This window comes from Pseudonocardia oroxyli, assembly GCF_900102195.1.
Lineage (GTDB): Bacteria > Actinomycetota > Actinomycetes > Mycobacteriales > Pseudonocardiaceae > Pseudonocardia > Pseudonocardia oroxyli.
The window spans coordinates 1-25,485 of the sequence record NZ_FNBE01000020.1; the positions used below are offsets into that span (position 1 = coordinate 1).

Sequence of the window (25,485 nt, forward strand, 5' to 3'; positions counted from 1 at the left end):
CGGGTTGATGGTGACTGCAACCTCGCGGAACAGCCTAAGCCTGCCTGTTCCTACAGTGATGCGGGGAACGGGAAGCCCATTGATGCGGCTCGGGGCTCTGCGTTCACCGACTCCCGGGGGATAACCTACCGAGTAGAGGAAGACTGTGGACTCACGCAGGTGTAGAGCATCATCTGTGGCGAGCCGATTCGCCTGCCGCCTGGTGTCGAATCGGTGAAGACGCCGGGGCGGCGAACAGCGGCGCGTGGCGCATTCCCTTCCATGGAGGGCGACAACCGGATGACTGAATCTGACCGAGTGCGCGAATGCGCATCGCTACCACCTGTATGCCCGCCACCTCGTTCCCTCGAAGACTTGAAGGAGAAGTTCGTGCATCGCATCTCGGCACTTCTGATTGTTTTGGGCGGTGTCGTCGCAGCTTGCGGAACGGGAGGACCCGCGCCCGTGGCTACACCAAGTTCTCCCGGTCAGAGTTCGATTGCCCGTTCTGCCCCCTCGGCCTCCGCTGCGCCAATAGCGGCGACAGCGCCGGGGTTTCCGATCGAGGCTCATCCTATGCTCACGATGACAACCCGTAACGACCCCCACTACACGGGGGACATCGACGTGGTGGAGGTCGAGATCCGCGCAGGGGCCGAACTGATCGACCTGCCGGCAACGCTGCACCAGTGCATGAGAAAGCCCGAGCGGAGTCGGGCGCTGCCAGTCACGTTCACCTTTACTCTGGACAGTGTCGACCCCGCTGTATTCGGCTTCCGGCCTGAGTTCCACCTCCGGAGCGGCAAGGTGGTCGGGCTGCTGGGCACAACCGCCTGTGCCGCTCCCGCGATGTCGTCGATGCAGCTCACGCCTACCGCCCGCACGAAGGCCTTCTCAGGCTACGTCGCCGTCGACAGCAACCAGCTCAAGGGGACGATGGACTCCGACAGCATTATTATCCGGTCCTATCGAGGTCCGGTCACTCACACCGACTTCGCCGGCTCTGGCTTCTGCGAAGAGAGTCGCAAACGTGAGTTCGTCGAGGCTGCTCTGATCGGAAAGTGTGGCTTGCAGAGTTGACCAACAGTGGGTCTTGGCCCCGTGTGCGCAAACGGCGTTGAGGCCCCACGGGCTCCGCGCGGAGAAGGCGGTCGGGCAAGATCTATGCTCGTGGCTCCGGAACGGGATTAGCCCGCCCTTGGCCGTCCCCGCCCGTCATGGCTGGGTCTAGGGATGTCACCGGCAAGATTAAGTCATCGATCGAGCCTGCGAGGCAACTCATCGAATGGATCTCATGCTCGCCGGAGTCTCCATCCACCGAGGTGGAGGGCGACGCCGACGACGAGCCCGAAGAGGAGACCCGAGGCCGGCAGAATCGCGGGGCTGGGGGACCAGTCGTAGGTGATGCTGATGATCGACTCGTAGGCGCGCGACAGGTGCGATGCCGGTGCGTCGACGACCGATTCGAGGGGCAGGAACGGGGCGACGGCGGCGCACAGCACGCCAGTGGCCAGGCCGACGGACCCGAGGATCACCAGGAGTGCACGCACGGCGGCATCGTCTCGGCGACCATCGTTTGGCGCAAGCACACCGTGACAGAGGTCGTGGTCCTGGAGGAGTACCGGGGCAGGAACCTGGACTGCTGCCGGATCACGGTGACCCGACAACGGGGGTGCCTCATGGATCGGCCCGCCGGGAGACGGACGCCTATCTCTGCCTGAGTCTCAGCGTGCTAGGACCCGACGGGCGGCTTCCAACAGCGAATGCCTCCGGTCGTAGCCGACGCCGGTGGCGGCTTGGACGAGGGTGGCGATTGCAGCGCGGAGCGGGTCGGGTTCGGCGGCGTGCAGCAGCGCGGGGAGTGTCATGTGCTGCTGGCTCCAGTCCGCCTGGCCGTCGGGGGAGCGGATCGTGGTGCTGGGGACGTGGGGGTCTTCGGCGAGGGCTCGCCACATGGCGGCGGGGTCGTCGAAGGGGGCGGGGAGTGGGGTGGCGTGGTCGAGGGCGTCGAGGGCGGCGTCGATCCAGCTGATCCCGTTGAGTCCGGCCTCGGTGTAGGCCTGGCGGACCGCGAAGCGGGCGACCGCGCGTTGTTGCTGTGGGCCGGCTGCGACGACGGCGTCGAGCAGTGCCCGGTCGTACTGGGAGAGTTGCAGCGACTCGGCGATCTCCAGAACCTCGCGGGCGGGGATTCGGCCTCCCCAGCGCAGGTTCTGTTCTGCGAGGCGCTGTCGCTCGCGTTCTGCGAGTTCGGCTTGTGCCTGGGCGTCGACGTGGGCTCGTTGCTCGGCCTTCCGGGTGGCGAGTTCGGCTTGGGTGGGGAGGGCGCGGGCGTGGTCGTGCCAGTACGCGGCAGTCCGGCTGGTCCGGCGCAGGACCGCGTCGGGTGCGGGTGGGGCCGGCCAGAGCTGGATGAGGTAGCGGTCGAGGACAGGGTCGTCCTGGGAGCGGGATCCGTCGCTGGCGGCGTCCATGCCGGTTGCGCACTAGCGGACTCGGAGGGGAACGCTGGCGGGCAGGAGCAGGGGGTAGGCCTCGTTGGCCATGAGGCCCATGAGCTGGAGCGGTGCGCCGGTGGGGGTGAACGGCGCCTCGACGATCTCCTCCCACTGCTGGTCGAGGGCTGGCGAAGTGTCGTGGTGTTCGACGGTCAGGCGCACCCATCCCGTGTGCAGGCCGGTGAACATCCAGAGGCGTTCGGGCATCCCGGCGCCGCAGAGTCCGTTGACCTGCCCGGCGAAGGAGTGCTCGGCGTCGTAGTCGACGTCCCAGGCGGCGGGGTTCTCGATCATCATCTGGCCGTAGCTGACGAAGATGTCGCCCTCGAACATCGTCTCCACGACCCGAACGTATCCCGAGCCTGGCCGGCCGGGATGCGCGACTCACAGCGGGCGGGTTAGGTGACGGGTCGCCGAGTCGGTGACCGGGTGCCGCGATTCGATCGGGTCGTCGGGCTCGCTGTGGTGGCAGACCCAGGTGTCGAGCTCGAACAGCCTCTCAGCGATGTTCTCCGAACGAGTTTCGGAGCCGGGGCCGGCGGCACTCATCAAATCGGCGGCGAGCCCGGTGCTGTCGGGGCCGACGAGACCGGCGTAGTCCGCGCCGCGAGCCCGTTCGTGACGGGTCGCTGCGGCGAGTACCTCCCGCGCGTGATCGATGAGCTGGAGTGCGTCGTACACAAGCGATCCAGGCTCGAGACGGCTGGCGTGGCCGTTGGGAGCCATGCCTCGGGCGAAATCTGAGGCCCGTCTTGCTGCCTCGGCGAGTTCGAGCTCCGCCACCACGAGAGCTCGCGCTGCTGGGGCAGCGGACTGCAGATGGCTGATCGAGTTCACGGGCACCTTTCCGACGCTAGGCCAGATTTGGGGCTACGAACGGGTCAACTCGCGTCCTGTGGACAACCGTGAGGCGGGCACTGAATTGCCTCGGACCGGCCTTCGGCCGGGCAGTCCTTCCAGGTGGGCCGCTTACTCCGCCCGGTCTCACGGGAAAGGATGCTGCGCATCGGCTTCGCCGACGCCTGCGGCGCCCTTGCCCGTGAGCCTCGCCGGGCGGAGTCGGGCGCGGACGGCAGGGGCGGGCGCTTCGCACCGCGCCCCGCTACCGGCCCACCGGCTACTGCAGCCTTCTCGGGCCGGTTCCTTCCGGAGCTGAGGAGCCGTCGCCATGCCGTCCCCGACCCGTCACCACGAGGAGAACCGCAACGCCACTGACATCAGCCGCCCGCAGTTCGGTCGCGTCGCCACCGAGTCGCCCGGCGTCCGGGCCTGCCCGACCTGCGGACATGTCGCCGAGCCGACCCCCGAGACGGTCGGTTCAGCTGGACCGCTGGTCAGCGACCTAGTCCCGAGCGCCGGCGTCGTACGGACGGTGTTCCGCACGCTGGTCCTGCTGATGGAGGTGCTCGACGGTCGTCGTCCGTGGCGGCAAGTTGCGCATCTCGCGGTGCCGGAGGTCGGCCGCTACCTGCGGGCGGCTCCGGTGGATCCGCGGCTGGGCGTGGGTGCGGCGAAGGTGGTCAGCTTCCACCCGTCGCAGCCACACCGGTGCCGGATCGAGACCGCGAGCTCAGTTCAGATCCGGGGTCGGCGGCGAGCGTTGGCCGCAAAGTTCGAGATCACCGGCCAGGGGGAGTGGATCTGCACGATGATCCGGATCCTGTGAGTGGCGGGCCCGGCGAGGACACGACACCTCGCCGGGCCTCTCCCGTGGCCGGCTCAGATCGACAGGTGCCGACGCACCGGCGGAAAGATCGTCGTGAGCGGGATCAGGGAGGAGAGCGCCGACGATGGCACCCGTCGGATCTCGATGATGGCGGGGTCGGCCGACGTCGTAGTCGACGCTGGAGCCGTGCCGGCGAAGTAGGTGATCGACGCACCCGTTGTCGGGTGGACGCGGCTTCCCAACTCCTCGGTGATGGCGGCGTCGACGCCGGTCTCTTCCAGGACCTCTCGGCGGGCGGCAGCGGTCGGCGACTCGTCGGTCTCGACTTTGCCGCCGGGGAAGACCCACGGTGGGACGCCGTCTCGTCGTCGGATAAGCAGAACGCCGTCCGGACCGGTAATCACGGCTACGACGACGTCGGGCATGGGCCCAGCCTGCACCTCTTTGGTCAAAGCGCCACGAGCTCGGCGGCTCGGGTGCGATCATCGGTCGGCCAGGACGCCGAGACGACGAGCGTGCGGGGGCCCGGATGCAGGCAGGGGCGGATGGTGGACAAGCATGGCTCCACGTGGCCGAGACCGTGGCAGCTGCGCCGCCCGACGGGTCCGACGTCGGAGAGATCATCCGCTGGTACCGCCAGCGTGAGGGCTTGACCCAGCAGGACGCGGCGGAGCTGCTGAACACCACGCAGTCGCGGCTTTCGAAGCTGGAGAAGGGGTCGCAGGCACTGCGCGACGTCGTTGAGCTCCGCCACATCGCGGCCAAGCTCGGAATTCCGCCCGAGCGGCTCGGGATCCTCCCGGACAACTCGCGCGACGCGATCGCGCGGCCGGGCGCGGAGAGTCTTGAGCCGGGGCCCGTCCGGCAGAGCCAGGAACGCTGGCGTGAGGTTCGGAAGGTGCTCAACGCCAACCGCGCGTTGCTCGGAGACCTCGCAGCGGAGCTCTACCCGCAGGAGGAACGTGTCGCGGGCACCACGGTTCTCGCGGGACCCGGCTGGGTGCCGGACGCGCCGGTCGACCTCGCCGACGTCGAAATGACTTGGCTGGCCGAGTCCCCGACGCCCACGATCACGGGCAAGGTGGACGAGGCTGCGGCCGCGCGGGCAGTCCGCGCGTCCGGCGAGCCGTACGACCGCTACTCCCGGACCCTGCGGGATCTCGCGCGGCCGAAGCTGCTGGACAACCGAGCGAGCTATCGGCTGTTGTCCGCGGACTGGTCCGGCGGTCGCGGCAGGTTCGGCTTCAACTACACCAGCTACTTCGACGTGCTCGACGTGTGCGAGGCCGTCGGGCATGAGTTCGCCGATGCCTGGCAGCGGCGCGGCCGGAAGCGCCCGAGCCCTGCCGACCTGCCGCTGCGGCGGCTGATCGAGGACCCTTTCGACCTCAAGGCGCGGCCGATGTTGCCGAGCGTGAACACGCTGACGATCCGGCGCGACCCGATCGACGGCCACCGGATGTACCTGCACCGTCGCAACGCGGGCGCCGTCGCCGCGGCGGGCGGGATGTTCCACGTCGTTCCCGCCGGTGCGTTCCAGCCCGCGGCACTGGCGCCGGCGCACCAGGCCAACGACTTCTCTTTCTGGCGCAACATCCAGCGCGAGTACTCGGAGGAGTTCCTCGGCAACGCCGAGCACGATGGCAACAGCGTCGACCCCATCGACTACCTCGCCGAGGAGCCGTTCGCGTCCTTTGAGCGAGCGCGGGTGGCCGGTGATTTCCGAGTCTCGGCGCTGGCGCTGGTGTTGGAGCCGCTGACGCTGTGGGTCGAGCTTCTGACCGTAGCCGTGATCGAGGCGTCAGTCTTCGACGCGCTCTTCCGCGACATGGTGGCAGTGAACGAGGAGGGTGCGGCGGTCAGTACGGACGCGGATAAGCCGGCTGTGGGAATCCCGTTCACCTCCGAGTCGCGTGAGCGACTGCGCGGCGAGCCCCTTTCGCCGATCGCTCGAGCGTGCATCGAACTCGCGTGGTGCCACAGATCAGAGCTGCTCGGACGATAGGTCGACCGCTGGATAAACAGGAAGTTGACGTTAGCGTGATCGAGGAGGTGTAGCGTTCTTCCATGCCCCACGTTCATGACGAGGTTCGCATAACCGATTCCGTCTCTGTCGCGAGCAGACACTACCTCTCTGCCGAGCATCTCTGGTCGGCGCTACACGCGGCGCGCCGATCTCGGGAGCTCGAGGCTGAGGTCGCAGGGCCCGGATTCGACCCCGAGCACCGCTCGTATGTCATCTCCGCGCTCCTGAGCGCTGTCGCCTTCCTTGAAGCCGTCGTTAACGAGGTGTTCGAGGATGCGGTCGACCGCAACGACAGGGTCAAGCCGCTGGGCCTGCGCTGTACCGAATTAATGGCGGAGACGTGGGCTACCTCGGAGCGGAGTCTAGGAACACTTGAGAGGTACCAACTCGCGCTGCTCATGGCGGATAAGGCGCGGTTCGGGAAGGGCGAGAACCCCTATCAGGATGCCAGCTCGGTGATCGGAATTCGCAACAGCCTCACTCACTTCAAGCCGCGCTGGCATCAGCATGGAGAGGTTGAGAAGCTAGAGAAGAGCTTGAGCGGCAAGTTTGACCTCAATCCCTACCTCGCCGAAACAGGGAACCCGTGGTTCCCCGGAAAGGTACTGAGTGCGGGCTGCGCGGAATGGGCGGTGAATTCGTGCAGGCTCCTGGCGCAAGGCTGGAGCGATAGGCTTGGGCTTCCGCGCTACTTCGATGAATCTGTTGCCGAATGGAAATCTCCATGAAGCACGCCCACGTGACGGGGGATGCTCGGTTGTGTCCTGGTTGTGCAGATGCCCTAACCTTCTCGATTGATGAAGGTCATGGTCACCGGCGCGACCGGGTTCGTCGGGTATGCCGTTGCCGCCTCGCTGGCAGTTGGCGGGCACGAGGTCTCGGCACTGACTCGCTCCGAGCGGACGCTGCCGCCAGGGGTGAAGCCGGTCTCGGCGGACCTGTTGGACGCACGGAGCGTCGCCCAAGCCTTTCGAGCTGAGCGACCCGGCGTTGTCTGTCATCTGGCGGCGCTCGCACGCGTGCGCGACTCACGCGTGGATCCACTCGGCTACTGGCGGACGAACGTCGATGGCACGCTGGCGCTGCTTGAAGCGCTTGCTGCTCGGGAGAGTCCGGGCCGCTTGGTCGCCGCCTCGACCTGTGCCCTTTACGGCGAGGACGTGCCGCAGCCGATCACCGAGGCTCAAGTGCCGCAGCCTGCGAACCCCTACGGCAGCACAAAGCTCGCGGCGGACCGGGCGATTGCGGACGTCGCGGCTACGGGTGCGATCGGGGCGATCAGCCTGCGCGCCTTCAACATCGCGGGCGGAGTCGGCACCCACGCCGACCCCGACACGAGTCGATTGATCCCGAAGATCGTCGCTGTGGCGCGCGGTGAGGCGCCAGAGCTGACCGTCAACGGTGACGGCTCAGTGGTGCGGGACTACCTCCACGTCCTCGACATGGCGGACGCGTTCGTCCGAGCGCTAGACGCTTGCGAGCCGGGGACGTGGAAGGCCTATAACGTCGGAAGCGGGAATCGTTCGACCATCGCGGACGTCATAGCTGCTGCCGAGGAGGTCATCGGGCGGCCGTTGCCGGTCAAGCACAACCCGCCCGCGGATGAGCCGAAGGTGCTACTCGCGGATCCCTCGCTGGCCGAGAAGGAGCTGGGCTGGCGGCCCCAGCGGTCCGATCTGAGGCAGATCGTGCGCGATGCCTACAACGCTGTGACCAGCAGGGATTCCGCCAGCGAATAGTCAGCTGTGGAATACCCGCGTTCCGACTCGCAATGCCCTCTTGCCGAGCCCTGATCTGCGGTTCTCTGTGATGCATGACAGAGATCGCGGAGTTCCAGCAGCGAGTAGCAGCACTGCGGAGCCGGCTCGACGAGGTCGCCGAAGGGGTGGCCAAGCTGCGGGCTATGCGCCTTCGTCGGCTTGCTGCTGCTCGAGCCGGTCGAGCCGGGCCCGGAGCGAGGCAACCTCCTCCTCGAGCCCCTTGAGGGCCTTGAGGACCGGGTCCGAGGCTTCGTCGGCGTGCACCGATGCCGTCTCGCCGCGGAGGACCTGCTCCAGGTAAGCCGGGGGCCAGTCGAGGGCCTCGGAGATCGCCGCGAGCGTCTGGGGGCGGCGACGGCGGGGGTTCAGGTTGTGCTGGAGCTCCCGCAGCGTGGTGAGCGAGACCTTCGCGGCCGACGCGACCTCCATCTGCGTCATGCGGGTCTCGGCGAGGCGTGAGCCGATCGCGGACGCCACCGCGGACCAGTCCTCACCGCTGTTCACCACACACGAAGGCTAGGGCACGCCTACCTGGCTGGCGCCGATCGGTGCCGGTGTTGCGCACAGGTCTGCCACGTTGGCATCAATATTGACCACAACTGATGCTAGTATCGAGTAGTCGAGGGGAGCTGATCATGAGCGAACGAATCGAAGTGTCGGAGCGGTCCGGCTTGCTGATGACCGTCGAGGAGGTCGCCGTCCTGTGGTTCGGGGCGGTGGGGGAGCACGGCTCGGCCAGTGCGAACTGCCAGAAGATTCGTCGGCTGATCCCGGACCATCTGCCGGCGCGGCGGATCGGGAACCGCTGGTACGTCAGCCGGGCTGCGGCCGAGGCCTGGGCCGAGGGTGGCGACGACGCGCTGGTCATGGCGCACCCGGACACCCGGGCGGCGCGGAGCGGGGAGGTCGCTGTCTAATGCTTCTGTCAAGCGGCCGTGACGCCTACTGGCCGGTAGGGTTGGCGGGTTCGCAGGATGGCGTGCAGCACGTTGATGCGTCGGCGGGCGAGGGCGATGACGGCTTGGTGGTGGGATTTCCCTTCGGCTCGTTTGCGGTCGTAGTAGGCCTTGCTGGCGATGTCCGGGCTACTGAGCGCGCAGAATGCGGAACGGTAGAAGATCTGTTTGAGGGCGCGTTTCCCGGTCGTGGCGCGTCGCCTGAACAGCACCTTTCCGGACTGGTGCAGAACCGGGGCGAGTCCGGCGGCCGCGGCGAGCTCGTTGCCGGTGGCGAACCGGGTCATGCCGCCGGTGGCGGCGAGCAGCTCCGCGGTGAGCGTCGGGCCCATGCCGGGCATGCTGGCGATCAGCTCGGCATCAGCGTGTTTCTCGAGAGTCTCGTTGATGGCGGCGTCGAGTTCACGCAGCCGCCGCCGAACCCGCAAAGCCTCCTCGGCCAGCTCGCGGATCACCTCGGCGATGATCGACTCGCCGATCACCTCCTCGATGTGTTGGTCGCGCGCGACCACCACGGCTCGCTTGGCCAGCGTGGCCGCCCGTCCGCGGCGGACTCCAGCGTCGCGCAAGGAGTCGGTGATCGTGTCGGCCCCGGCTCGGCGGATCTCCGCCGGCGTGACGTAGCGGGAGAGCAGGGTCAGGTCGGACAGGTTGGTCGGGTCGGCCATGCGCTCCAGAGCTGGGAAGATGGCCACGAGGTGCTCGCGCAGCCGTTGGATCCGGCGGGTCTGATCGACGACCAGGTCGTGGCGGCGCGAGGTCAGGACCCGCAGCCGGGTGATCTGCTCGTCGGTGATCGTGATCGGGCGCAGCTCGGGCCGGTGCCGGACTTGGTCGGCGATCACTCGGGCGTCACGCGGGTCGCTCTTGTTCTCCCCGCCGACGGTGGCCCGTCGGGAGCGATTGACCATGAGGCCGGGGACATGGACCAGCGCGACCCCGGCCGCGGTGGTCATGGCGGTCAGCAGGCCGGCGATGCCACCGACGATGTCGAGGCCGACCGTCACTGGGCCGTGTTCGACCTCCAGCTCGGTGATCTCCGCCAGCACGGAGGTGATCTCCGCGGGTTCGTTGAGGAACCGGTGACTGAGCAGCTCGGTTCCCGTGACCGTGTCCACCGCGACGATCCAGTGGATCTCTTTCGCCACGTCGATTCCGACAGCCAACGACACAGTGAAGCCTCCTTCGTCGCAGGAATGCAGGTACAGCCCGCGCTCGCCGTCCACGCCCTACGCAGCGATTCATCGCCCTGCCTAATCAGCGGTCGAGAGCAGGCGACGGGACGGGGGGAACAGCAACCTAAGGCCATCGACGGCAGCACTGATGCAAGCCATCCCCGTCCCGCCTGCACACCTCGCGATCCAAGCCGCTTCCGGTGCACCACGAAAGGTAGGGCCTGGTGTCCGCGGTCGGAGTGTTGATCTTCGTGGCCATCCTCGGGGCGGTCATCTGCGCCAAGGTGCGGGCATCAGGGGGAGCGGTCGTGTTCTCGCTCCTGGCGCTCGTGTTGTTCATCGCCACCCCCGTGGGCCAGGGCCTGCCGGAGGCGATCGGCACGTTCATGAACGCCATCGACGGCGCCGCGACGCCGGCGCTGAACGGCGGACCACAGGAGGCGGGTCGATGACCGAGGTGTGGGTGCGGTGGCGAGACCAGGTGGGGCGGCCCGGCGACGGGTTCTTGGCGGGACACAGCCGCCGGGCCGCTCTCACCGCACATCAGCAGACGGCAGGTGAGATCACGATGGTAGGGCCGCAATGGATGGCGGACGCGGTCTGCCGGGACGTCGACCCGGAGGTGTTCTTCCCGGTCGCCGAGTCGGGGCCGCTCCGCGGGGAGGGAGTCGGGCGGGCTAAGGAGATCTGTGGTGGTTGCCCGGTGCGGGCTCGCTGCCTGGCCTGGGCCCTCGACGCGCTGCCCTACGGCGTCGCGGGCGGGCTGGACGCCGACGAGCGCAGCGAGCTCCGGCGCGGTAGGGAGGCCTCCGAGCGGGCGGCAGCGTTCCGACCGCCCGACGAAGTCCCCCGGACAGCTCTCCAGGAATGGACGCGGCAGCGAGGCGAGGTGATCGCGGCAGGTCGTCGGGCGCTGGCTGCAGGCGCATCGCGGGAGCGAGTGGCACGGCAGTTCGGTGTGTCGCGCCGAACCGTGGACCGCTGGGCCGCCACGCAGACCGCCGGGAGCACGCGATGACCGCGGCGCGAGAGCAGATCCGTCGCCTCGCCGAGCGGCTCGCCGTCGAGGAGTTCGGCGGCGAGGTCCTGGATGAGCCCATCCCCGGCTACCAGGTGCTCACCCGCCGACGCCTGGTGGATCCGCTGCCAGGCGTACGTGCGGCCCAGGCGCTGGCCGCCGCGGCGCGAGGGCTGCTCGTCGAACAGAGCCGGGACGCCCGCGCTGCCGGACGGTCGTGGGATGAGATCGGTCAGGCTCTCGGCCTCTCCGACAGCGAAGCGGACGAGCCTCGAGCCGAGGCGGCCTTCGCGGACCTCGTGGAGGGCCGCCGCCCGAACGCCCACTGGAGGGCGTTCCGCAGCCCGTCGACGTCGTGGCGCTGTGGGTCCTGCCACGAGCTGGTCACCGACTACGGCCCGCGCGACAGCCCGCACCCGGACGACCAGGAGTCGGGGCACGCCGACACCTGCACGCGGCATCGCGCGGCGCTCGCGCAGTGGCGGATCGACACGGGATGGGACGACTGATGGCCAGCATGGAAGTTCTGCTCAGCCCGACCCCGCTCATCCTGCTCGGGCTGCTGGGCGCCGCGGTGATCGCATGGGCTCGACGGGCACGCGGGATCGCGGTCGGGCTGCTGGCCATGGCGGCGTTCCCGGTGATGACGATCGTGCAGGCGCTGTCCTGGCCGCTTCTGGCTGTCTTCGTCCTGCTGGCGCTGCTGATCGTGCGGCACCGGTGGTCGCGGTCGTCGTCGATCGTGTCGCGGTGGGGAGCACGGTCGCGGCGGAAGTCCGGTGTGGCCTCGACCGTGGACGTGTTCCGGTTCGCAGGATCGGGCGCGATGCTCCGGAAGGCGGGAACGGTGCGTCCCTCGCTGGAGGGTGCGACGCGGCGCGAGCTGCTGGCGCTGCCGGTGTCCGAGGTGGCGGTGCGGCTGTGCCGGTCGGGGTCGCAGTGGGTGTGGTCTTCGGTCGAGGACGTCGTGGTGTCCGTCGGCGGGCCGCGGTCGGGGAAGTCGGGGTGGCTGGCCGGTCAGATCATCGACGCGCCGGGCGCCGTCCTGGCGACGAGTACTCGGCTGGATCTGCGCGACCTGTGCACTCCGTACCGCGAGCGGAAGGGACCGGTCGTCACGTTCAACCCGTCAGGCCTCGGTGGGGTGCCCTCGTCGGTCACCTTCGATCCGCTGACCGGCTGCGAGGACTCGGTAGCGGCTGCCGAGCGGGCTGCGGACCTGCTGTCCGCGGTGACCTCGCGCGGCAACGGGGGAGACCGCGAGTACTGGGACCTGCAGGGACGACGGGTGCTGGAGGCCCTGCTGCACGCGGCAGCGCTCGGACACCGCTCGATGCGCGAGGTCCTGGACTGGACCGCGAGCCCGGAGGCCGCGCACAAGGAGGTCACGGGTCTACTGCGGCGTTCGTCGGAGCCGGCGTTCCGGGTGTCGTTCGAGCAGTTCGTCGGCACCAACGACCGCACCCGGACGTCGATCACCTCGACGATCATGCCTGCGCTCGGCTGGCTGACCTCTGCGGCCGCGCGCGAGGCTGCCGGGCTCGGCCCCGAGGGCGCCCGGCCATTCGACGTCGGCGAGCTCCTGGCGACGCGCGGCACGGTGTTCCTCCTCGGTGGCGAGGAATCGCACGCCGCCCCGCTCGTCACCGCCCTGACCGGCTACATCGCTCGTGAAGCCCGGAGGATCGCCGCGACGAAGCCCGGTGGCCGACTTGACCCGGGGCTGCGGCTGGCGCTCGACGAGGCCGCGCTGATCTGCCCGGTACCCCTCGAGGCGTGGACTTCGGACATGGGCGGGCGCGGGGTGACGATCCTGATCGTCGTCCAGTCGAGGGCGCAGCTGTTGGCTCGCTACGGCGAGCACGGTGCCGGGACGATCTTGAACAACGCCGGAGCGGTCATGGTGTTCGGCGGCACCAGGGACCGCGAGGACCTGCAGTTCTGGTCGACGCTCACCGGCGAGCGCGACGAGCCCGCCGACACCCTCGACCCGCGCGGCCGGACCGTGGCACGCACGACCCGTAAGACTCCCGTCCTGGCGCCCGCCCAGATCGCGAACCTCCCGGCCGGAAAGGTGCTGGTCATCCGGCGCGGGATTCCACCGGTCGTCGGGCGGGCCCAGATGGCGTGGCGGCGACGAGACCTCCGCTGGTCGCGGTTCTGCGAGCGCCGACCGCGCACCGCCGCCCGACTCGTCGGGCTGGCGGGACGGCTGCCCGGAGCGAAGACGGTGCTCGCTCGGCTGGTGCCCGGTTGGCCGGGACCGACGTTCACCCGCCCCGCCGCCCTGCGGCTGGCCGGGGACGCGCTCGTCGTCGAGGGCCAGGTCGTCGACGTCCGAGAGGAGGCATGACCATGACGATCGAGTGGCAGGAGCCGCTGACCGCGGCCGAGGTCGTCGAGCGGCTCACCGCGGCGACAGGCCGGGAACCCGAGGTCGCCTCGGCGATGATCCGCGACTACCTCGACGACACCAGTGAGCAGCTCGGCTTCTCCGTCCACCGCTGGGGCCTCGACGCCGGTGACGTCGAGGAGATCCGGCGCGGCTACGAGTGGGTCGACTACGAGCGCGGCGAGACGGCCACCGAGGCTCGGCTGAGGGCGGCCGGGTACGCGCAGGGTTGGAACGACATCGCCGCGACGGACGACAGCCCGGGCTACTCCGGGCACGTCGACCGGCAGGCCGCGCTGTGGACCGAGCGGGCGCGCGGATTCGAGGCGCCGGCGGACGTCCCGTTCGTCGAGCACGAGGTCGACGCGGAGGGGTGGTCGCGGTGATCCCGCCCGAGCAGCCCGCGGACGTCGCAGGGCTGGCACGCGAGGTCGACGGCCTGCGCCGCGAGCTCGTCCCACTCCGCCTACTGCCCGGCCGGGTCGACGAGCTGTCCCGCATCCTCGCCGACCTGGCCGAGACCGTCACGGCGCTCCGTTCGCGGGCAGCGACCCCGGCTCCCTCCTGGCTCCTGGCGCCCACCGACGCGACGTCGACCGGAATCCTGCTGGATGAGCTGGCGGGCTGGCTGCGGACGATCTACCTGCGCTACCCGGACGCCGTCGAGTCGTTCCCGGACTGCTGGTGCTGGCACCCGCACGTCGTCGAGGAGCTGCTCTGGCTCATGCACGCGTGGGCTGCGGCGTACCAGGGATCTTCGGCGTCGGTCGCGTTGGCGGGGGAGTGGCACGACCGGTGGCGTCCCGGGGTCGTGCGGCGGATCAAGGCGACGGCGGGGGTCTGCTCGCCGGAGAACCACCAGAACCGTCCGGGGTGGCCGGAGGTGGCCGCGGGGATGCTCGAGGTGCCGGGCGAGGCGCAGCTCGGCGAGCTGGCCGAGTGGTGGGCCGAGCGCCGCGACGAGCGGGCGCCCGAGCCGTCCGTGCGCAGCGGCGTGATCGGGGATGCGCTGCGAGGTCCCCGATGAGCCGCATGGTCGTGTGGTTGCCTGGGCTTGCCGTCGCGATGGGCGCGGCCGCCGCCACCGCGCACGGGCTCTACGAGGTCGCAGTCGCCTCGCGGGTGCCGTCCGGGATCGCGTGGCTCTACCCGTTGATCACCGACGGTCTGGCCCTCGTCGCCTACGCGGCGACGGCCCGGTTGTCGGGATCGGCTGCCCGTTACGCCTGGACGGTGGTCGTGATCGCCGCCGGTCTGTCCGGGCTCGCGCAGGCGATCTTCCTGGCGTCCGACGAGATGGTGGAGGCGTCACCGGCCGTGCGGTTCGGGATCGGCGCCTGGCCCGCGATGGCGGCGGCCGTCGTGGCACACCTGCTGTACCTGCTCGCTGAAGACCGGCCATCCGTTCAACACCAGGATGTACGCCCGGATGTACAGCCGGAGCCCGAGCGGCCGGCGGCAGCCGAGATCGAGCCCTCCAGGCCGGCCGAGTCCCCGCAGCGCGACCGCGCCGCGAGCGAGGCCCGCGCGCACCAGGCCGAGCACGGTCGGCTCCCGACCGTCTCCGAACTCCAAGACCGCGCCGACGTCTCCCGAGGCACCGCAGCCAAGGCCCTCAAAGCCCTCCGAGACCAGCCGACGACTCCACATCCACTCCAGCTCGTCCCGACTCCCCAGAACCACGACGACACCGACTCCAGGACCACCTCATGATCAAGACCCAGACCAGAAAAGATGCTTCACACCTAGGCATCGTGATCAACAGGGCCGGTTCCCGGCGGTGGGCCGGATGCTGAGCATCGCGGTCGGCTACAGCCCCGAGTACCTCCTGAAGGAGGTCGCGACGGGCCGCGAGAGCTACTACACCGGCGCCGTCACCGAGGGCGAACCGCCGGGCCGCTGGTGGGGCGCCGGCGCGGAGAAGCTCGGCCTCCGCGGCCTGGTCGACGCCCAGGACATGACCGGCGTCTACGAGCGGTTCCTCGATCCACGGGAGGAGGGCTTCCGCGACAAGGACCGCTGGGACGAGGTGTTCACCCTCGGCCACACCGGGCGGAAGTACCGGTCCGAGGACGAGGTGTACGCCGCCGCGCTTGGACGGGAGCCGAAGGCGAGCCCTGAACGGCGCGCTGAACTCCGGGTCGAGGCGGGCAAGCTCGCGCGTCGGAATGTGGCCTTCCTGGACGTCACGTTCAGCGTTCAGAAGTCCGTGACACTGCTGCACACCGCGTTCAACTCCGAGGAGATCAAGGCTCGTACAGCGGGGGACGAGGTCACGGCGGAGGCCTGGGGCCGCTATCGGCGGGCCGTCGAGGACGCGATCTGGGCGGGCAACAACGCCGGGCTGGCCTACCTCTCGGACAAGGCCGGCTACACCCGGCTTGGTCACCACGGCGGCGCCGCGGGCCGCTACGTCGACGCGCACGACTGGGTCGTCGCCTCGTTCTTCCAGCACGACTCCCGCGAACACGATCCCCAGCTCCACATCCACAACGCCGTCCTCAACCGCGTCGAGACGCCTGAGGGGGACTGGCGCACCCTCGACTCCCGCGCGATGCACCGCTGGCGGGCCGCCGCCGCGGCGATCGCCGAACGGACCGCGGAGGAGCGGCTGACCCATGCGCTCGGCACGTCGTTCGCCACCCGGCCCGACGGCAAGGCCCGCGAGATCCAGGGCGTCTCGCCGGAGGCCATGGACCTGATCTCCTCTCGACGGCGTGACGTCAGCGCAAAGGCGGCCGAGCTGATCGACGCGTTCGAGGAGCGCTTCGGTCGGACACCGAACGGGCTCGAGCGAGACCGGCTCTCCCGGCAGGCGACCTTCGCGACCCGCCGCGCCAAGTCGAACAGCGGCGAGACCCGCGAGCAGCTGCTCGACCGCATCGACAGCCGACTGCGCACTGAGGTCGCCGACGGGCTCGCCGGTGTCGCTCGCTCCGCGCTGGAGGCCCGACCGTCGGCACCTGTCGCGCAGACCTGGTCACCGCAGGCCGTGATCGAGACCGCGCTCGCAGACGTCCAGACGAAGCGGGCGGGGTGGACGCGCTCGGATCTGACCCGGGCGATCAATGCCGCGCTGCCGGACTACCTCGCCCTACCCGCCGGCACCTATGTGGCGCAGCTGCTCGACGATCTCGCCGACGAGGCGGTGAAGTACGCCGTCCCGCTCGACGCCACCCGGCCCGGTGAGCCGGACCTGCCTGCCGAGCTGCGACTGGCGAACGGCCAGTCCGCCTACCAAGCACCGGGCGGGCAGCTCTACGCGACTCCGGACCAGGTCCGTACCGAGCGGATCCTGCTCGAGGCCAGCGCCGATCGGGACGCGACCGCGCTCTCCGACGGCGCCGTTCAGCGGTTCCTCGACGACCTGCGCACCACGGGGATCGAGCTCGGTGCCGACCAGGCCGCGGCCGTGCGCGGGGTGCTGACGTCCGGGGCGCGGATCGAGACGTTGGTCGGGCCCGCGGGGACCGGGAAGTCGTTCGTGGTCGGCGCGATCGCGCGGGGGTGGACGGGAGCAGACCGGCGGGTCTTCGGGCTCGCCACCTCGCAGGTCGCGACCGAGGTCCTGGCTGGGGAGGGGTTGCGGGCGCGCAATGTCGCGCAGTGGCTGGGCGCTCAGGAGCGCGACGAGCCGGAGTGGCGGCTGCGCGCCGGGGACCTGGTCGTCGTCGACGAGTCCGCGATGACGGACACCCCGGCGCTCGCCGCCATCCACCAGCGGGTCGACGCGGCCGGCGCGAAGCTCCTGCTGGTCGGCGACCACAAGCAGCTCGCCGCGGTCGGCGCCGGCGGCGGGATGGACCTGCTCGCCGGGTCCGGCGCCCGCTACGAGCTCAGCGACGCCCGCCGGTTCACCGAGGACTGGGAACGGGCCGCGTCACTTCGGCTCCGGGCAGGGGACGAGTCCGTGCTGCGCGAGTACCACCGGCAGGGCCGGCTGCTCGACTCCGGCTCGGCCGAGCAGGCGGAAACGTCGGCGTCGCGCGCGTGGCTGGCCGACACCCTTGCCGGACGCCGCTCGCTCCTGCTGGTCGACACGAACGAGCAGGCCGCCCAGCTGTCGGCGTCGTTGCGCGCGGAGCTCGTCCGGCTCGGGCGGGTCCAGGAGGCCGGGGTGCCGCTCGGGCTGCAGGGCACCTACGCCGGCGTCGGGGATCTCGTCGAGGCACGGGCGAACGGCTGGGACCTGGCCGGGCAGCACGGGAACCGGCGCGGCCCGATCAACCGGGAGACCTACCGGGTCACCGCGCTGCGGGAGGACGGCGGCTTGGACGTCGAGACCCTCGACGGCGAGCCGATCGCGCTCCCCGCGTCGTACGTGGGTGATCGGCTGGCCCTGGCCTACGCGTCCACAGTGCACTCGGCGCAGGGATCGACGGTCGACACCAGCCACGTCGTCGTCACACAGCGGACCGGGCCGGCGGCGCTCTACGTCGGGATGTCGCGCGGGCGGGCGTCGAACACGGCGCACGTGACCACGGAGTTCGCTGTCGCGGACCCGGCCGACGGGCGGCCCGACCAGACCCTGCGGCGCGATCCCGTGTCCGCGCTGGCCGTCGTCCTCGATCCGGACGGGCTGACCACGCCTCGATCCGCGCTGGCGATGGCAACGGAATCCGGGGAGGAGCGCGGATCGGTCCGTACCGCGGCCGAGCTGCTCGCCGACGCCGCCCACCTCGCCGCCACCCAACGCACCGCGACCTGGCTCGACGACCTCGCGGCCGAGGGCGTGCTCAGCATCCGGGATCGGGCGCGCATCGCGGCCGAGGACGGCGCGGCCTCGCTGACCCGCGTCCTGCGCAGCGCGGAACTGGCCGGCCACGACGCGCGCCAGGTCCTGACCGAGGCCGTCGAGGGCCGCTCGCTCGACGACGCCCGCAACGCCACGAACGTCCTCTACTCGCGCATCACCGACCGCTACCGCTTCGACCCTGTGGGAACGACCTGGGCGGACTGGACCCCACGTGTGGACGACCCGGAGTGGCAGCGCTACCTCGATCAGTTGGCCGCCGCGGCGGACGGCCGGGCCGTCGAGCTGGGGGAGGAGGCCGCCCGCGAGGCGCCGCGCTGGGCGGTCGACGCGTTCGGCGAGCCACCGGCGGAGGCGATCGAGCGAGAGGCGTGGGTGTCCCGAGCCGGTCCGGTGGCCGCCTACCGGGAGCTGCGCGAGCACACCGGTGAGGACGCGCTCGGGCCCGCTCCGAGCCCGGGCCAGGTCGAGGCGTTCGCGGCGTACCGCGCGGCGTGGCGAGCGCTCGGGCGGCCGGAGATCGACCGCGAGGAGATCGAGATGTCCGACGGCCAGCTCCGACTGCGGGTCCGTGCAGCCGAGCGGGAGGCCGCGTGGGGACCGCGGTACGTCGCCAACGAGCTGGCCGGCACCCGTCAGGCCGCTGAGGCCCAGCGCCAGAAGGCGGTGCTGCTGGCGGCCGAGGCTTCGGGCAGCGAAGACCCAGAGCGGCTGCTGAGGGAGAGCGCGGAGGCCGAGGCCCTGGCCGCGACGCTCGACGAGCGCCAGGACCAGCTCCAGGAGCTGGACAACGTTCGTTCGCGGTGGCTCGCCCACACCGCCGCCACCCGAGCGGCGGGAGACCGCGCGCAGGCCGAGCTCGCCCTTCGGCACGCCGACGACGTCGAACCGGAACCACAGGTCACCGCAGACGAGTGGCTCGCCGCGCACCGAGCTGCGGAGGTCGACGGCGACCGGCACCGGGAGATCACCGAGGAGTACGAGCTCGACGCCGGCGGGGTCGACGACCGCGAGGCGCCGCTGGACATCCGCGAGGTCGCTGCGGCCGAGGAGCCCGTGCGGGGTGAGGACGCCGTGCGGGTGCCGTCCGCGGACGAGACCTCCGCGGCGATCGACCGGGCCCACCGGGCGCTCGCGGAGATCCAGGCTCGCGAGGTCTACGACGCCGCGCGCGAGGCGGAAGAGCAGCAGTACGTGCGGGCCGACGAGGCCGAGCTCACCGAGGAGGACGCGTGGGAACGAGCATGAGGTCAGCTGACCGGCGTCAGGTCCGGTACCGGACCGCTCGACCGCCACGCCCAGCGCAGCGTCGCGGCGACCGCCTCCACGAAACCCGGCCGCGTCGCGACGAGTGGAGGGGGAGGAGTGCGCGCGGCCATGGTCTCCGCGGCCAGGAACTCCGCCTCGATGAGCTCCTCGGACGCGAGGGCCGTGGCCTTCGTGATCGGCGCCGGCGTCGGCTGGCGGTGGCCGTTCGAGGTCTCGGTGACTGCGCGGGCCATCCAGCGGCAGGTCAGCGCGACGCCGCCGGCGGTCCAGTCGGTGATCCCGCGTTCGCCCTGCGCTCGCGACTGCTCCTCGGCGGCGCTCCAGAGCGCGGCGAACTCCCCGAGGGGCACGCGCAGGTTGCCCGGCGGGATGCGGTCGAGGTGGCGCTCGGTCACGCGCACACGCCGAGGATCCCACCCAGGGCCGACGACGTCACGGCTCGAGGTGAGCACGATGTCTGAGCAGCTCCGAGCCGCGCTCAGGCACGCCGCGCGTGGGTGGCGGGTGTTCCCGCTGAGGGCGGGGGACAAGCGGCCGGCCATCAAGGACTGGGAGGCGCGGGCGACCACGGATCCGGTGCGGATCCGCCGGGCGTGGATCCGGGAACCTCGTCTCAATGTCGGGATCGCCTGCGGGCCTTCGGGTCTCGTCGTGATCGACCTGGACACCTCGGACCACGGCTCCGTCCGACCGTCGGAGTGGGACCGGCCCGGGGTTCGCGACGGCGTCGACGTCCTGGCCGCCCTCGCCGCCGACCACGACGAGCCGCTCCCGTGGGAGACCCTGTCCACCCAGACCCCGTCCGGCGGCGAGCACTGGTACTTCAGCGCCCCGGAAGGTCGTCGGATCAGGAACAGCGCCGGTCGGCTCGGCTGGCTCATCGACGTGCGCGCAGCCGGCGGCTATGTGGTCGCCGCAGGATCGGTGGTGCGTGGACGCCGGTACCGCAGCAACGACGTCGAGGACGTCGCCCCGCTTCCTCCCTGGATCGCCGAGCTTTTGGACGATCAGGCGGGCCCGCGTCCTGCCCTGGCGCCGGTGCTGGACATCGTCGGCCGACGCTCGCAGTACGCCGCCGCGGCGCTGCGCGGGGAGATCGAGCGTGTTCTCGCCGCAAGTCGGGGGAGTCGCAACGCCTCGCTCAACAGGGCCGCCTTCGCCCTCGGCCAGCTCGTCGCCGCCGGACTCCTCCCCGACGCGCTCGCCCGATCAGCGCTGGCCGAAGCCTCCGCGGCCATCGGTCTCTCCGCGAGCGAGGCCGACCGCACGATCCACTCCGGCCTGTCCGCCGGCGCCCGGCAACCCCGCACCGCACCGATCGGGAGTGATCGACCGTGACGCAGCGCCGAAGCGCTCGCGACATCCTGACCGGCCTCGACGCCGACCGCCGCCTCGCCGTCCTGCACGGCGAGGACGCCGCGCAGCCGCAAGGCTGGGACGCCGACCCGACCCCGCTCACCCCGCGCCGCCTGGTCCCGCCGTTCCCAGTGGACGCGCTCCCGCCGTGGGTGGCCGACATGGTGCTGGCGGTCGCGGAGTTCACCCAGACCCCGCTCGACCTCCCCGGCTGCCTGGCACTGGCCGCGCTCTCGACGGCCGCGGGCGGCCGGGCAGACCTGGAGATCCGTCCGGGCTGGCGGGAGCCGCTGAACCTCTACACGGTGGTCGCGATGCTGCCGGGATCCCGGAAGAGCGCGGTGTTCGCGGCGATGACGGCGCCACTGCTGGAGGCCGAGCGGCAGCTCGTCGAGCAAGCGCGGCCCCGCATCGCGGAGGCGGAGCTCGCGCGGAAGGTCGCGGTAGCCGAGGCCGAGCGACGGACCAAGCAGGCGACGACAACCCGGGATCGGTTGGACCGCGAGGAGGCCCTGGCATCGGCGGCAGAGGCGTCGGTCGAGGCCGAGCAGCTGGTGGTGCCGCCGGTACCGCGCTTGATCGCCGACGACGTGACCACCGAGGCCGCAGCGTCGCTTTTCGCCGAGCAGGGCGGAAGGCTGGCGGTGCTCTCAGCGGAGGGCGGAATCTTCTCCACCCTCGCCGGCCGCTACTCCAGCGGAGTCCCCAACCTCGAGGTCTTCTTGAAGGGCCACGCCGGCGACCTGCTTCGGGTGGACCGCAAGGGCCGCCCCGCCGAGCACGTCGAGGCACCCGCCCTCACCCTCGGCTTGGCCCTGCAGCCCGAGGTGCTCACCGACATCGCCCGCATGCCCGGCTTCCGCGGCCGCGGCCTGCTGGCCCGGATCCTGTACTCGCTGCCGGAGAACACGGTCGGCCGTCGCCGCATCGGCTCCCCAGCCGTGCCGAGTCCGATCGACCGCGCCTACAGCTCTCGCCTGACCCGCCTGGTCGTCACCCTGGCCGCGGACCACGAGCCAATCCGCCTGCGCCTCGGCGAGGAGGCCAACCAGCGCGTCCTTGACCTGGAACGTGCCCTCGAGCCCCGCCTCGATGCGCATGCGGACCTGGGCCACGTCACGGACTGGGCGTCCAAGCTGACCGGCGCGACCGCTCGCATCGCGGGCTTACTCCACCTCGCTGAGCTGCTACCGACCTCCTGGCCCCAGCCCGTCGACCCCCGCCACGTCGAGGCCGCAGCGAGGCTCGGTCAGTACTTCCTGGCGCACGCCCTGGCGGTCTTCGACCGCATGGGCGCCGACCCGACTATCGACGACGCCCGTGCTGTCCTGGACTGGATCGCTCGCACCGGCGCCGAGCACTTCAGCCGCCGCGACGCCTTCACCGGCCTCTCTCGCGCCCGCTTCCGCAAGGTCACCGACCTGAGCCCGGCCTTGGAGCTGCTGGAGGCCCACGGCTTCATCCGCCTCGCCGCTCCCTCGGCCCCGACCGGCGGCCGGCCGAGCTCTCCGCGTTGGGAGGTCCACCCCCGGGCCGCGGAAGCCGCACAAGCCGCACAAGCCGCAGAAGTGCGGCGCTGACCACCTTGTGCGGCTTGTGCGGCTTTCGCGACGAGACCCCCGCATCTGCGGAGAGTAATGATCGAGTGACTTTCGGAGACACCACAGACAGGCAGTAGCGAGAAAGGGCGATGCGTGGGGGACGGAGCAGACCCATGGCTAGCGGTGTGGGCGAAGACGGCGAACCGTGACGACTCCGATCCTCGGATCGTCACTCATTGGCTGCCGCTCCACGTTCATCTCGCGGACACGGCGGGCATCGCGGCACTTCTGGTCGACGAGTGGGTGTCTCCGCAGGTGATACGGCGCATCGCGACGGAGATCGGCGGCGACGCTGGCGCGGTACGGTCATTGACGACCTGGCTGGCTGCGGTTCATGACATCGGCAAAGCAAGCCCTGCTTTCGCGGTGCAGAACGCGACCCTGGCCGACGCGATGCGACGAAACGGGCTCGACGCGAACCCACGGCTCGCCGTGGATCCCGTTCGACCCAGGATTCGACACGAGGTCGTTGGACAGCGGGTCGTCCGATCCTTCCTGCGGGACGAGCTCGGCTTCGCCTGGCGCGCGGCTGCCGCACAGCTGGGGTGCGTCGTCGGCGGCCACCACGGGGTTCCTCCCGAGTCGAGTCTCCTGGCGGAGGTCGACAAGCATCCGGAGCTGGCCGGAACCGGCGCCTGGGCAGATGCGCGGCTCTCCGCACTGCGCTGGGCGACCGAGCTCGTCGGCGGCCCGGCGACGCTGAGCCCGTTTGCCGGCGTCACCGTCGGGCGGCCGGTGCAGGTCCTGCTGACGGGCATCGTGATAGTCGCCGACTGGATCGCGTCCAGTGAGCTGTTTCCCCTCGAACCGCTCCACACCGCGGACGAGCCACCAGCGCTTCCCAGCCTTGTGGCGACTGCGCGCCGAGTCGAAGCAGCTTGGGCCGAGCTGGACATGCCGACACGGTGGGCACCTCCAGAGGTCACTGAGCCCGTGGCAGCGTTCACCGAACGGTTCCAGCGGACACCGCGGCCAGTGCAAATCGCAGCCGTCGAGGCGGCTATGGAGCAGGAGCGGCCGGGGATGATCGTCGTCGAGGCACCGATGGGCGAGGGCAAGACCGAGGCGGCTCTCGCTGCAGTGGAGGTTCTCGCGTCGAGATCGGGGGCCGACGGTTGTTTCGTCGCACTCCCCACCCGGGCCACAACGGACGCGATGTTCAGGCGAGTGCTGTCCTGGATGCGGACCTTGCCGGGGATCGCCCTCGACACCAGCGTGCTGCTCGCGCACGGCACGGCCAGCCTCAACGACGAGTACCGGGGTCTCGTGCGCAGGGGGATCCAGGGAGTCGGCACGGACAGTGGCGAGGACGAGGCCGGGCTCGCACATCACTGGTTGCGAGGGCGCAAGAAGGGGCCGTTGGCGCAGTTCGTGATCGGAACCGTCGACCAGGTCCTGGTCGCAGGCCTGAAGAGCCGGCATCTGGCGCTGCGTCACCTCGCGTTGGCGGGCAAAGTCGTCGTGATCGACGAGGTGCACGCCTACGACGTCTACATGTCGACCTATCTCGACCGCGTGCTGAGCTGGCTCGGCGCGTACGGGGTGCCGGTGGTGCTGCTCTCGGCGACGCTGCCCACCGCGCGCCGAGCCGAGCTGCTCGCGGCTTACTCCGGCACTGAGCCTGAACCGGTGACGGGATATCCGCTCGTGTCGGCTACGGCGGCCGCACCTCGGGTAGTGCCCGCGAGCATGGCGCCAAGACCCGTCGTCGTCGAGCGGCTGACCGAGGATCCCGACCTCGCGGACCTCGACGCGCTCGTCGAGACTCTGCGTGCGCGGATGGTCGACGGTGGCTGCGCGGTCGTCATCCGTAACACGGTCGCGCGGGTACAGACGACGGCCGATGCACTCGTGGCCGCTTTCGGCGAAGACAGCATCACCGTCAGCCACTCGCGCTTCCTGGCCTGCGACCGTGCTGAGCTCGACGCGGACCTCGTGCGGCGATTCGGCCCGGACCCCGCCGGCGCGAGGCCGGCGTTCCACGTCGTCGTGGCCTCGCAAACCGTCGAGCAGAGCTTGGACGTCGACTTCGACCTCATGGTCACCGACCTCGCTCCAATCGACCTGCTGCTGCAGCGAATGGGCCGGCTCCACCGACACACACGAACGCGACCCGCCGCGGTGTCTCAGCCGCGCTGCATCGTGACCGGGGTGGAGGACTGGAGGACCGAGCCCGTGCGCGCGGTCGCCGGAAGCCGCCGCGTCTACGGCGAGCATGCCTTGTTGCGCACCGCTGCCCTGCTCGACGGCCGCGACCTGATCACCGTCCCGACCGACATCGCGCCGCTGGTCCAGGCCGGGTACGGGGCCGCCGAGCCCGGGCCCGAGTCCTGGCAATCGGCGCTGGCCGAAGCGGCCGAGGTCGACAGGCGGCGCAGCGACGAGCGGCGGGCGCGGGCAGCTGAGTTCCTGCTTGGTGACGCCGGCGGGCCTCGCGCGACCCTGGACGGCTGGATTCGGGCCGGGGTCGGGGACGCCGACGGCGACCGGGAGGACCCGCGGCGGCAGGGGCAGGTGCGGGACGGCGCCGAGTCGGTGGAGGTGCTCGTCGTGCAGCGTGACGGGGACGGTGGGCTGCTCACCCCGGACTGGATCTCCAAGGACGCTGGTCTACAGATCCCGCTGCACGGGACGCTGTCCGGTCGCCTGTCCCGGGCGATCGCGGCCTGCGCACTGCGCCTGCCCATCGGGATGAGTCAGCTCAACCCAGTCGGCGACGGGGTAATCGCCGCACTGGAGCGCCACTACGTCGAGAGCTTCCACAAGGACCCACTGCTCGATGGCCAGCTGATCCTGCCCCTCGGTGCCGACCGCACCGCGGAGATCGTCCATGGCGCAGCAGACTTCCGCGTCACCTACGACCCCCGCCGAGGGCTGACGCACGAGTCGCGAAGCAACAAGCCTCCCCGCGACAGCGGGGACCACCATTAGTGCTCAAGTGCCTAACCGACCTTGAGTCGGACCACCCCCGCAGCGCGGGGACGGCCACAGTGTCGACGATCGGTCTACTCGCCGCCACTCATCTGTTTGAGGTAT

At 70.5% G+C, this 25,485-nt stretch carries 25 protein-coding genes; 17 read left to right on the plus strand and 8 right to left on the minus strand.

Annotation, left to right across the window (positions count from 1 at the left end):
• The first annotated feature begins 564 nt into the window (after nucleotides 1-564).
• On the plus strand, nucleotides 565-1,059 hold the full coding sequence (locus BLS43_RS25080) for a hypothetical protein (RefSeq protein ID WP_143030211.1): 495 nt from the start codon (nucleotides 565-567) through the stop codon (nucleotides 1,057-1,059).
• Nucleotides 1,060-1,271: 212 nt separating this feature from the next.
• Here the strand turns inward: BLS43_RS25080 and BLS43_RS25085 are convergent, their stop codons facing one another.
• The 4 genes from BLS43_RS25085 to BLS43_RS29625 form a co-directional block, all read right to left on the minus strand.
• Nucleotides 1,272-1,514 carry a hypothetical protein gene (locus BLS43_RS25085; protein WP_093089172.1) on the minus strand — a complete coding sequence of 81 codons (243 nt, stop codon included), beginning with the start codon at nucleotides 1,512-1,514 and terminating at the stop codon, nucleotides 1,272-1,274.
• A 189-nt stretch (nucleotides 1,515-1,703) separates the two neighbouring features.
• A complete protein-coding gene (locus tag BLS43_RS25090; protein ID WP_093089173.1) occupies nucleotides 1,704-2,453 on the minus strand; it encodes a hypothetical protein in 750 nt (249 codons plus the stop codon).
• 12 nt (nucleotides 2,454-2,465) lie between these two features.
• Nucleotides 2,466-2,819, minus strand: coding sequence for a hypothetical protein (locus BLS43_RS25095; protein ID WP_093089174.1), 354 nt, complete (start codon nucleotides 2,817-2,819; stop codon nucleotides 2,466-2,468).
• Between the two features lie 42 nt (nucleotides 2,820-2,861).
• Nucleotides 2,862-3,314 (minus strand): hypothetical protein, encoded by a 453-nt coding sequence (locus BLS43_RS29625; protein ID WP_176921532.1) that lies wholly within the window; start codon nucleotides 3,312-3,314, stop codon nucleotides 2,862-2,864.
• A gap of 331 nt (nucleotides 3,315-3,645) precedes the next feature.
• On the opposite strand from BLS43_RS29625, the gene BLS43_RS25105 reads away from it, so the two are divergent.
• The gene (locus tag BLS43_RS25105) at nucleotides 3,646-4,143 is read left to right on the plus strand and encodes an Rv3235 family protein (protein ID WP_093089176.1); all 498 of its coding nucleotides are present in this window, start codon (nucleotides 3,646-3,648) and stop codon (nucleotides 4,141-4,143) included.
• Between the two features lie 53 nt (nucleotides 4,144-4,196).
• Here the strand turns inward: BLS43_RS25105 and BLS43_RS25110 are convergent, their stop codons facing one another.
• Nucleotides 4,197-4,568, minus strand: coding sequence for an NUDIX hydrolase (locus BLS43_RS25110; RefSeq protein WP_093089284.1), 372 nt, complete (start codon nucleotides 4,566-4,568; stop codon nucleotides 4,197-4,199).
• A gap of 143 nt (nucleotides 4,569-4,711) precedes the next feature.
• Between BLS43_RS25110 and BLS43_RS25115 the strand changes: the two genes are divergently transcribed.
• The 3 genes from BLS43_RS25115 (at nucleotide 4,712) to BLS43_RS25125 (ending at nucleotide 7,908) form a co-directional block, all read left to right on the plus strand.
• Complete coding sequence (locus BLS43_RS25115; RefSeq protein WP_218130003.1) at nucleotides 4,712-6,148, plus strand: helix-turn-helix domain-containing protein; 1,437 nt, start codon at nucleotides 4,712-4,714, stop codon at nucleotides 6,146-6,148.
• Nucleotides 6,149-6,210: 62 nt separating this feature from the next.
• A complete protein-coding gene (locus BLS43_RS25120; protein WP_093089178.1) occupies nucleotides 6,211-6,897 on the plus strand; it encodes a hypothetical protein in 687 nt (228 codons plus the stop codon).
• 69 nt (nucleotides 6,898-6,966) lie between these two features.
• A complete protein-coding gene (locus tag BLS43_RS25125; protein WP_093089179.1) occupies nucleotides 6,967-7,908 on the plus strand; it encodes an NAD-dependent epimerase/dehydratase family protein in 942 nt (313 codons plus the stop codon).
• 162 nt (nucleotides 7,909-8,070) lie between these two features.
• On the opposite strand, the gene BLS43_RS25130 is transcribed toward BLS43_RS25125, so the two are convergent.
• Nucleotides 8,071-8,436, minus strand: a complete 366-nt coding sequence (locus BLS43_RS25130) for an XRE family transcriptional regulator (RefSeq protein ID WP_245707789.1) — start codon at nucleotides 8,434-8,436, stop codon at nucleotides 8,071-8,073.
• Between the two features lie 128 nt (nucleotides 8,437-8,564).
• On the opposite strand from BLS43_RS25130, the gene BLS43_RS25135 reads away from it, so the two are divergent.
• Entirely contained in the window at nucleotides 8,565-8,846 is a 282-nt protein-coding gene (locus BLS43_RS25135) for a hypothetical protein (RefSeq protein ID WP_143030214.1), read from the plus strand.
• An 8-nt stretch (nucleotides 8,847-8,854) separates the two neighbouring features.
• On the opposite strand, the gene BLS43_RS25140 is transcribed toward BLS43_RS25135, so the two are convergent.
• Nucleotides 8,855-10,111, minus strand: a complete 1,257-nt coding sequence (locus BLS43_RS25140) for an IS110 family RNA-guided transposase (protein ID WP_218130004.1) — start codon at nucleotides 10,109-10,111, stop codon at nucleotides 8,855-8,857.
• A 173-nt stretch (nucleotides 10,112-10,284) separates the two neighbouring features.
• Between BLS43_RS25140 and BLS43_RS25145 the strand changes: the two genes are divergently transcribed.
• The 8 genes from BLS43_RS25145 (at nucleotide 10,285) to mobF (ending at nucleotide 19,471) form a co-directional block, all read left to right on the plus strand.
• Nucleotides 10,285-10,512: a hypothetical protein gene (locus BLS43_RS25145; RefSeq protein ID WP_176921533.1), complete on the plus strand. Its 228-nt coding sequence runs from the start codon at nucleotides 10,285-10,287 to the stop codon at nucleotides 10,510-10,512.
• A gap of 134 nt (nucleotides 10,513-10,646) precedes the next feature.
• Nucleotides 10,647-11,078, plus strand: a complete 432-nt coding sequence (locus tag BLS43_RS32160; protein ID WP_425438573.1) for a WhiB family transcriptional regulator — start codon at nucleotides 10,647-10,649, stop codon at nucleotides 11,076-11,078.
• Nucleotides 11,075-11,587: a hypothetical protein gene (locus BLS43_RS25155; RefSeq protein ID WP_093089182.1), complete on the plus strand. Its 513-nt coding sequence runs from the start codon at nucleotides 11,075-11,077 to the stop codon at nucleotides 11,585-11,587. Before BLS43_RS32160 ends, BLS43_RS25155 begins: the two co-directional genes overlap by 4 nt.
• Nucleotides 11,587-13,431, plus strand: coding sequence for a type IV secretory system conjugative DNA transfer family protein (locus BLS43_RS25160; protein WP_245707791.1), 1,845 nt, complete (start codon nucleotides 11,587-11,589; stop codon nucleotides 13,429-13,431). Before BLS43_RS25155 ends, BLS43_RS25160 begins: the two co-directional genes overlap by 1 nt.
• Nucleotides 13,428-13,856: a hypothetical protein gene (locus tag BLS43_RS25165; protein ID WP_143030216.1), complete on the plus strand. Its 429-nt coding sequence runs from the start codon at nucleotides 13,428-13,430 to the stop codon at nucleotides 13,854-13,856. The genes BLS43_RS25160 and BLS43_RS25165 overlap by 4 nt, the downstream gene beginning before the upstream one ends.
• Nucleotides 13,853-14,497 (plus strand): hypothetical protein, encoded by a 645-nt coding sequence (locus BLS43_RS25170; protein WP_245707793.1) that lies wholly within the window; start codon nucleotides 13,853-13,855, stop codon nucleotides 14,495-14,497. Before BLS43_RS25165 ends, BLS43_RS25170 begins: the two co-directional genes overlap by 4 nt.
• Nucleotides 14,494-15,183 (plus strand): helix-turn-helix domain-containing protein, encoded by a 690-nt coding sequence (locus BLS43_RS25175; RefSeq protein WP_143030217.1) that lies wholly within the window; start codon nucleotides 14,494-14,496, stop codon nucleotides 15,181-15,183. Before BLS43_RS25170 ends, BLS43_RS25175 begins: the two co-directional genes overlap by 4 nt.
• Before the next feature lie 76 nt (nucleotides 15,184-15,259).
• Entirely contained in the window at nucleotides 15,260-19,471 is a 4,212-nt protein-coding gene (gene mobF, locus BLS43_RS25180) for a MobF family relaxase (RefSeq protein ID WP_093089288.1), read from the plus strand.
• 2 nt (nucleotides 19,472-19,473) lie between these two features.
• Here the strand turns inward: mobF and BLS43_RS25185 are convergent, their stop codons facing one another.
• Nucleotides 19,474-19,893, minus strand: coding sequence for a hypothetical protein (locus tag BLS43_RS25185; RefSeq protein WP_093089186.1), 420 nt, complete (start codon nucleotides 19,891-19,893; stop codon nucleotides 19,474-19,476).
• 52 nt (nucleotides 19,894-19,945) lie between these two features.
• Here BLS43_RS25185 and BLS43_RS25190 point away from each other — a divergent pair, with 52 nt between their 5' ends.
• The 3 genes from BLS43_RS25190 to cas3 all read left to right on the plus strand — a co-directional run bounded on the left by BLS43_RS25190 (nucleotide 19,946) and on the right by cas3 (nucleotide 25,380).
• Entirely contained in the window at nucleotides 19,946-20,830 is an 885-nt protein-coding gene (locus tag BLS43_RS25190; protein ID WP_093089289.1) for a bifunctional DNA primase/polymerase, read from the plus strand.
• The gene (locus tag BLS43_RS25195; protein WP_218130006.1) at nucleotides 20,827-22,428 is read left to right on the plus strand and encodes a YfjI family protein; all 1,602 of its coding nucleotides are present in this window, start codon (nucleotides 20,827-20,829) and stop codon (nucleotides 22,426-22,428) included. Before BLS43_RS25190 ends, BLS43_RS25195 begins: the two co-directional genes overlap by 4 nt.
• A 144-nt stretch (nucleotides 22,429-22,572) precedes the next feature.
• Complete coding sequence (cas3, locus tag BLS43_RS25200; RefSeq protein ID WP_245707795.1) at nucleotides 22,573-25,380, plus strand: CRISPR-associated helicase Cas3'; 2,808 nt, start codon at nucleotides 22,573-22,575, stop codon at nucleotides 25,378-25,380.
• The last annotated feature ends 105 nt before the right edge of the window (nucleotides 25,381-25,485 follow it).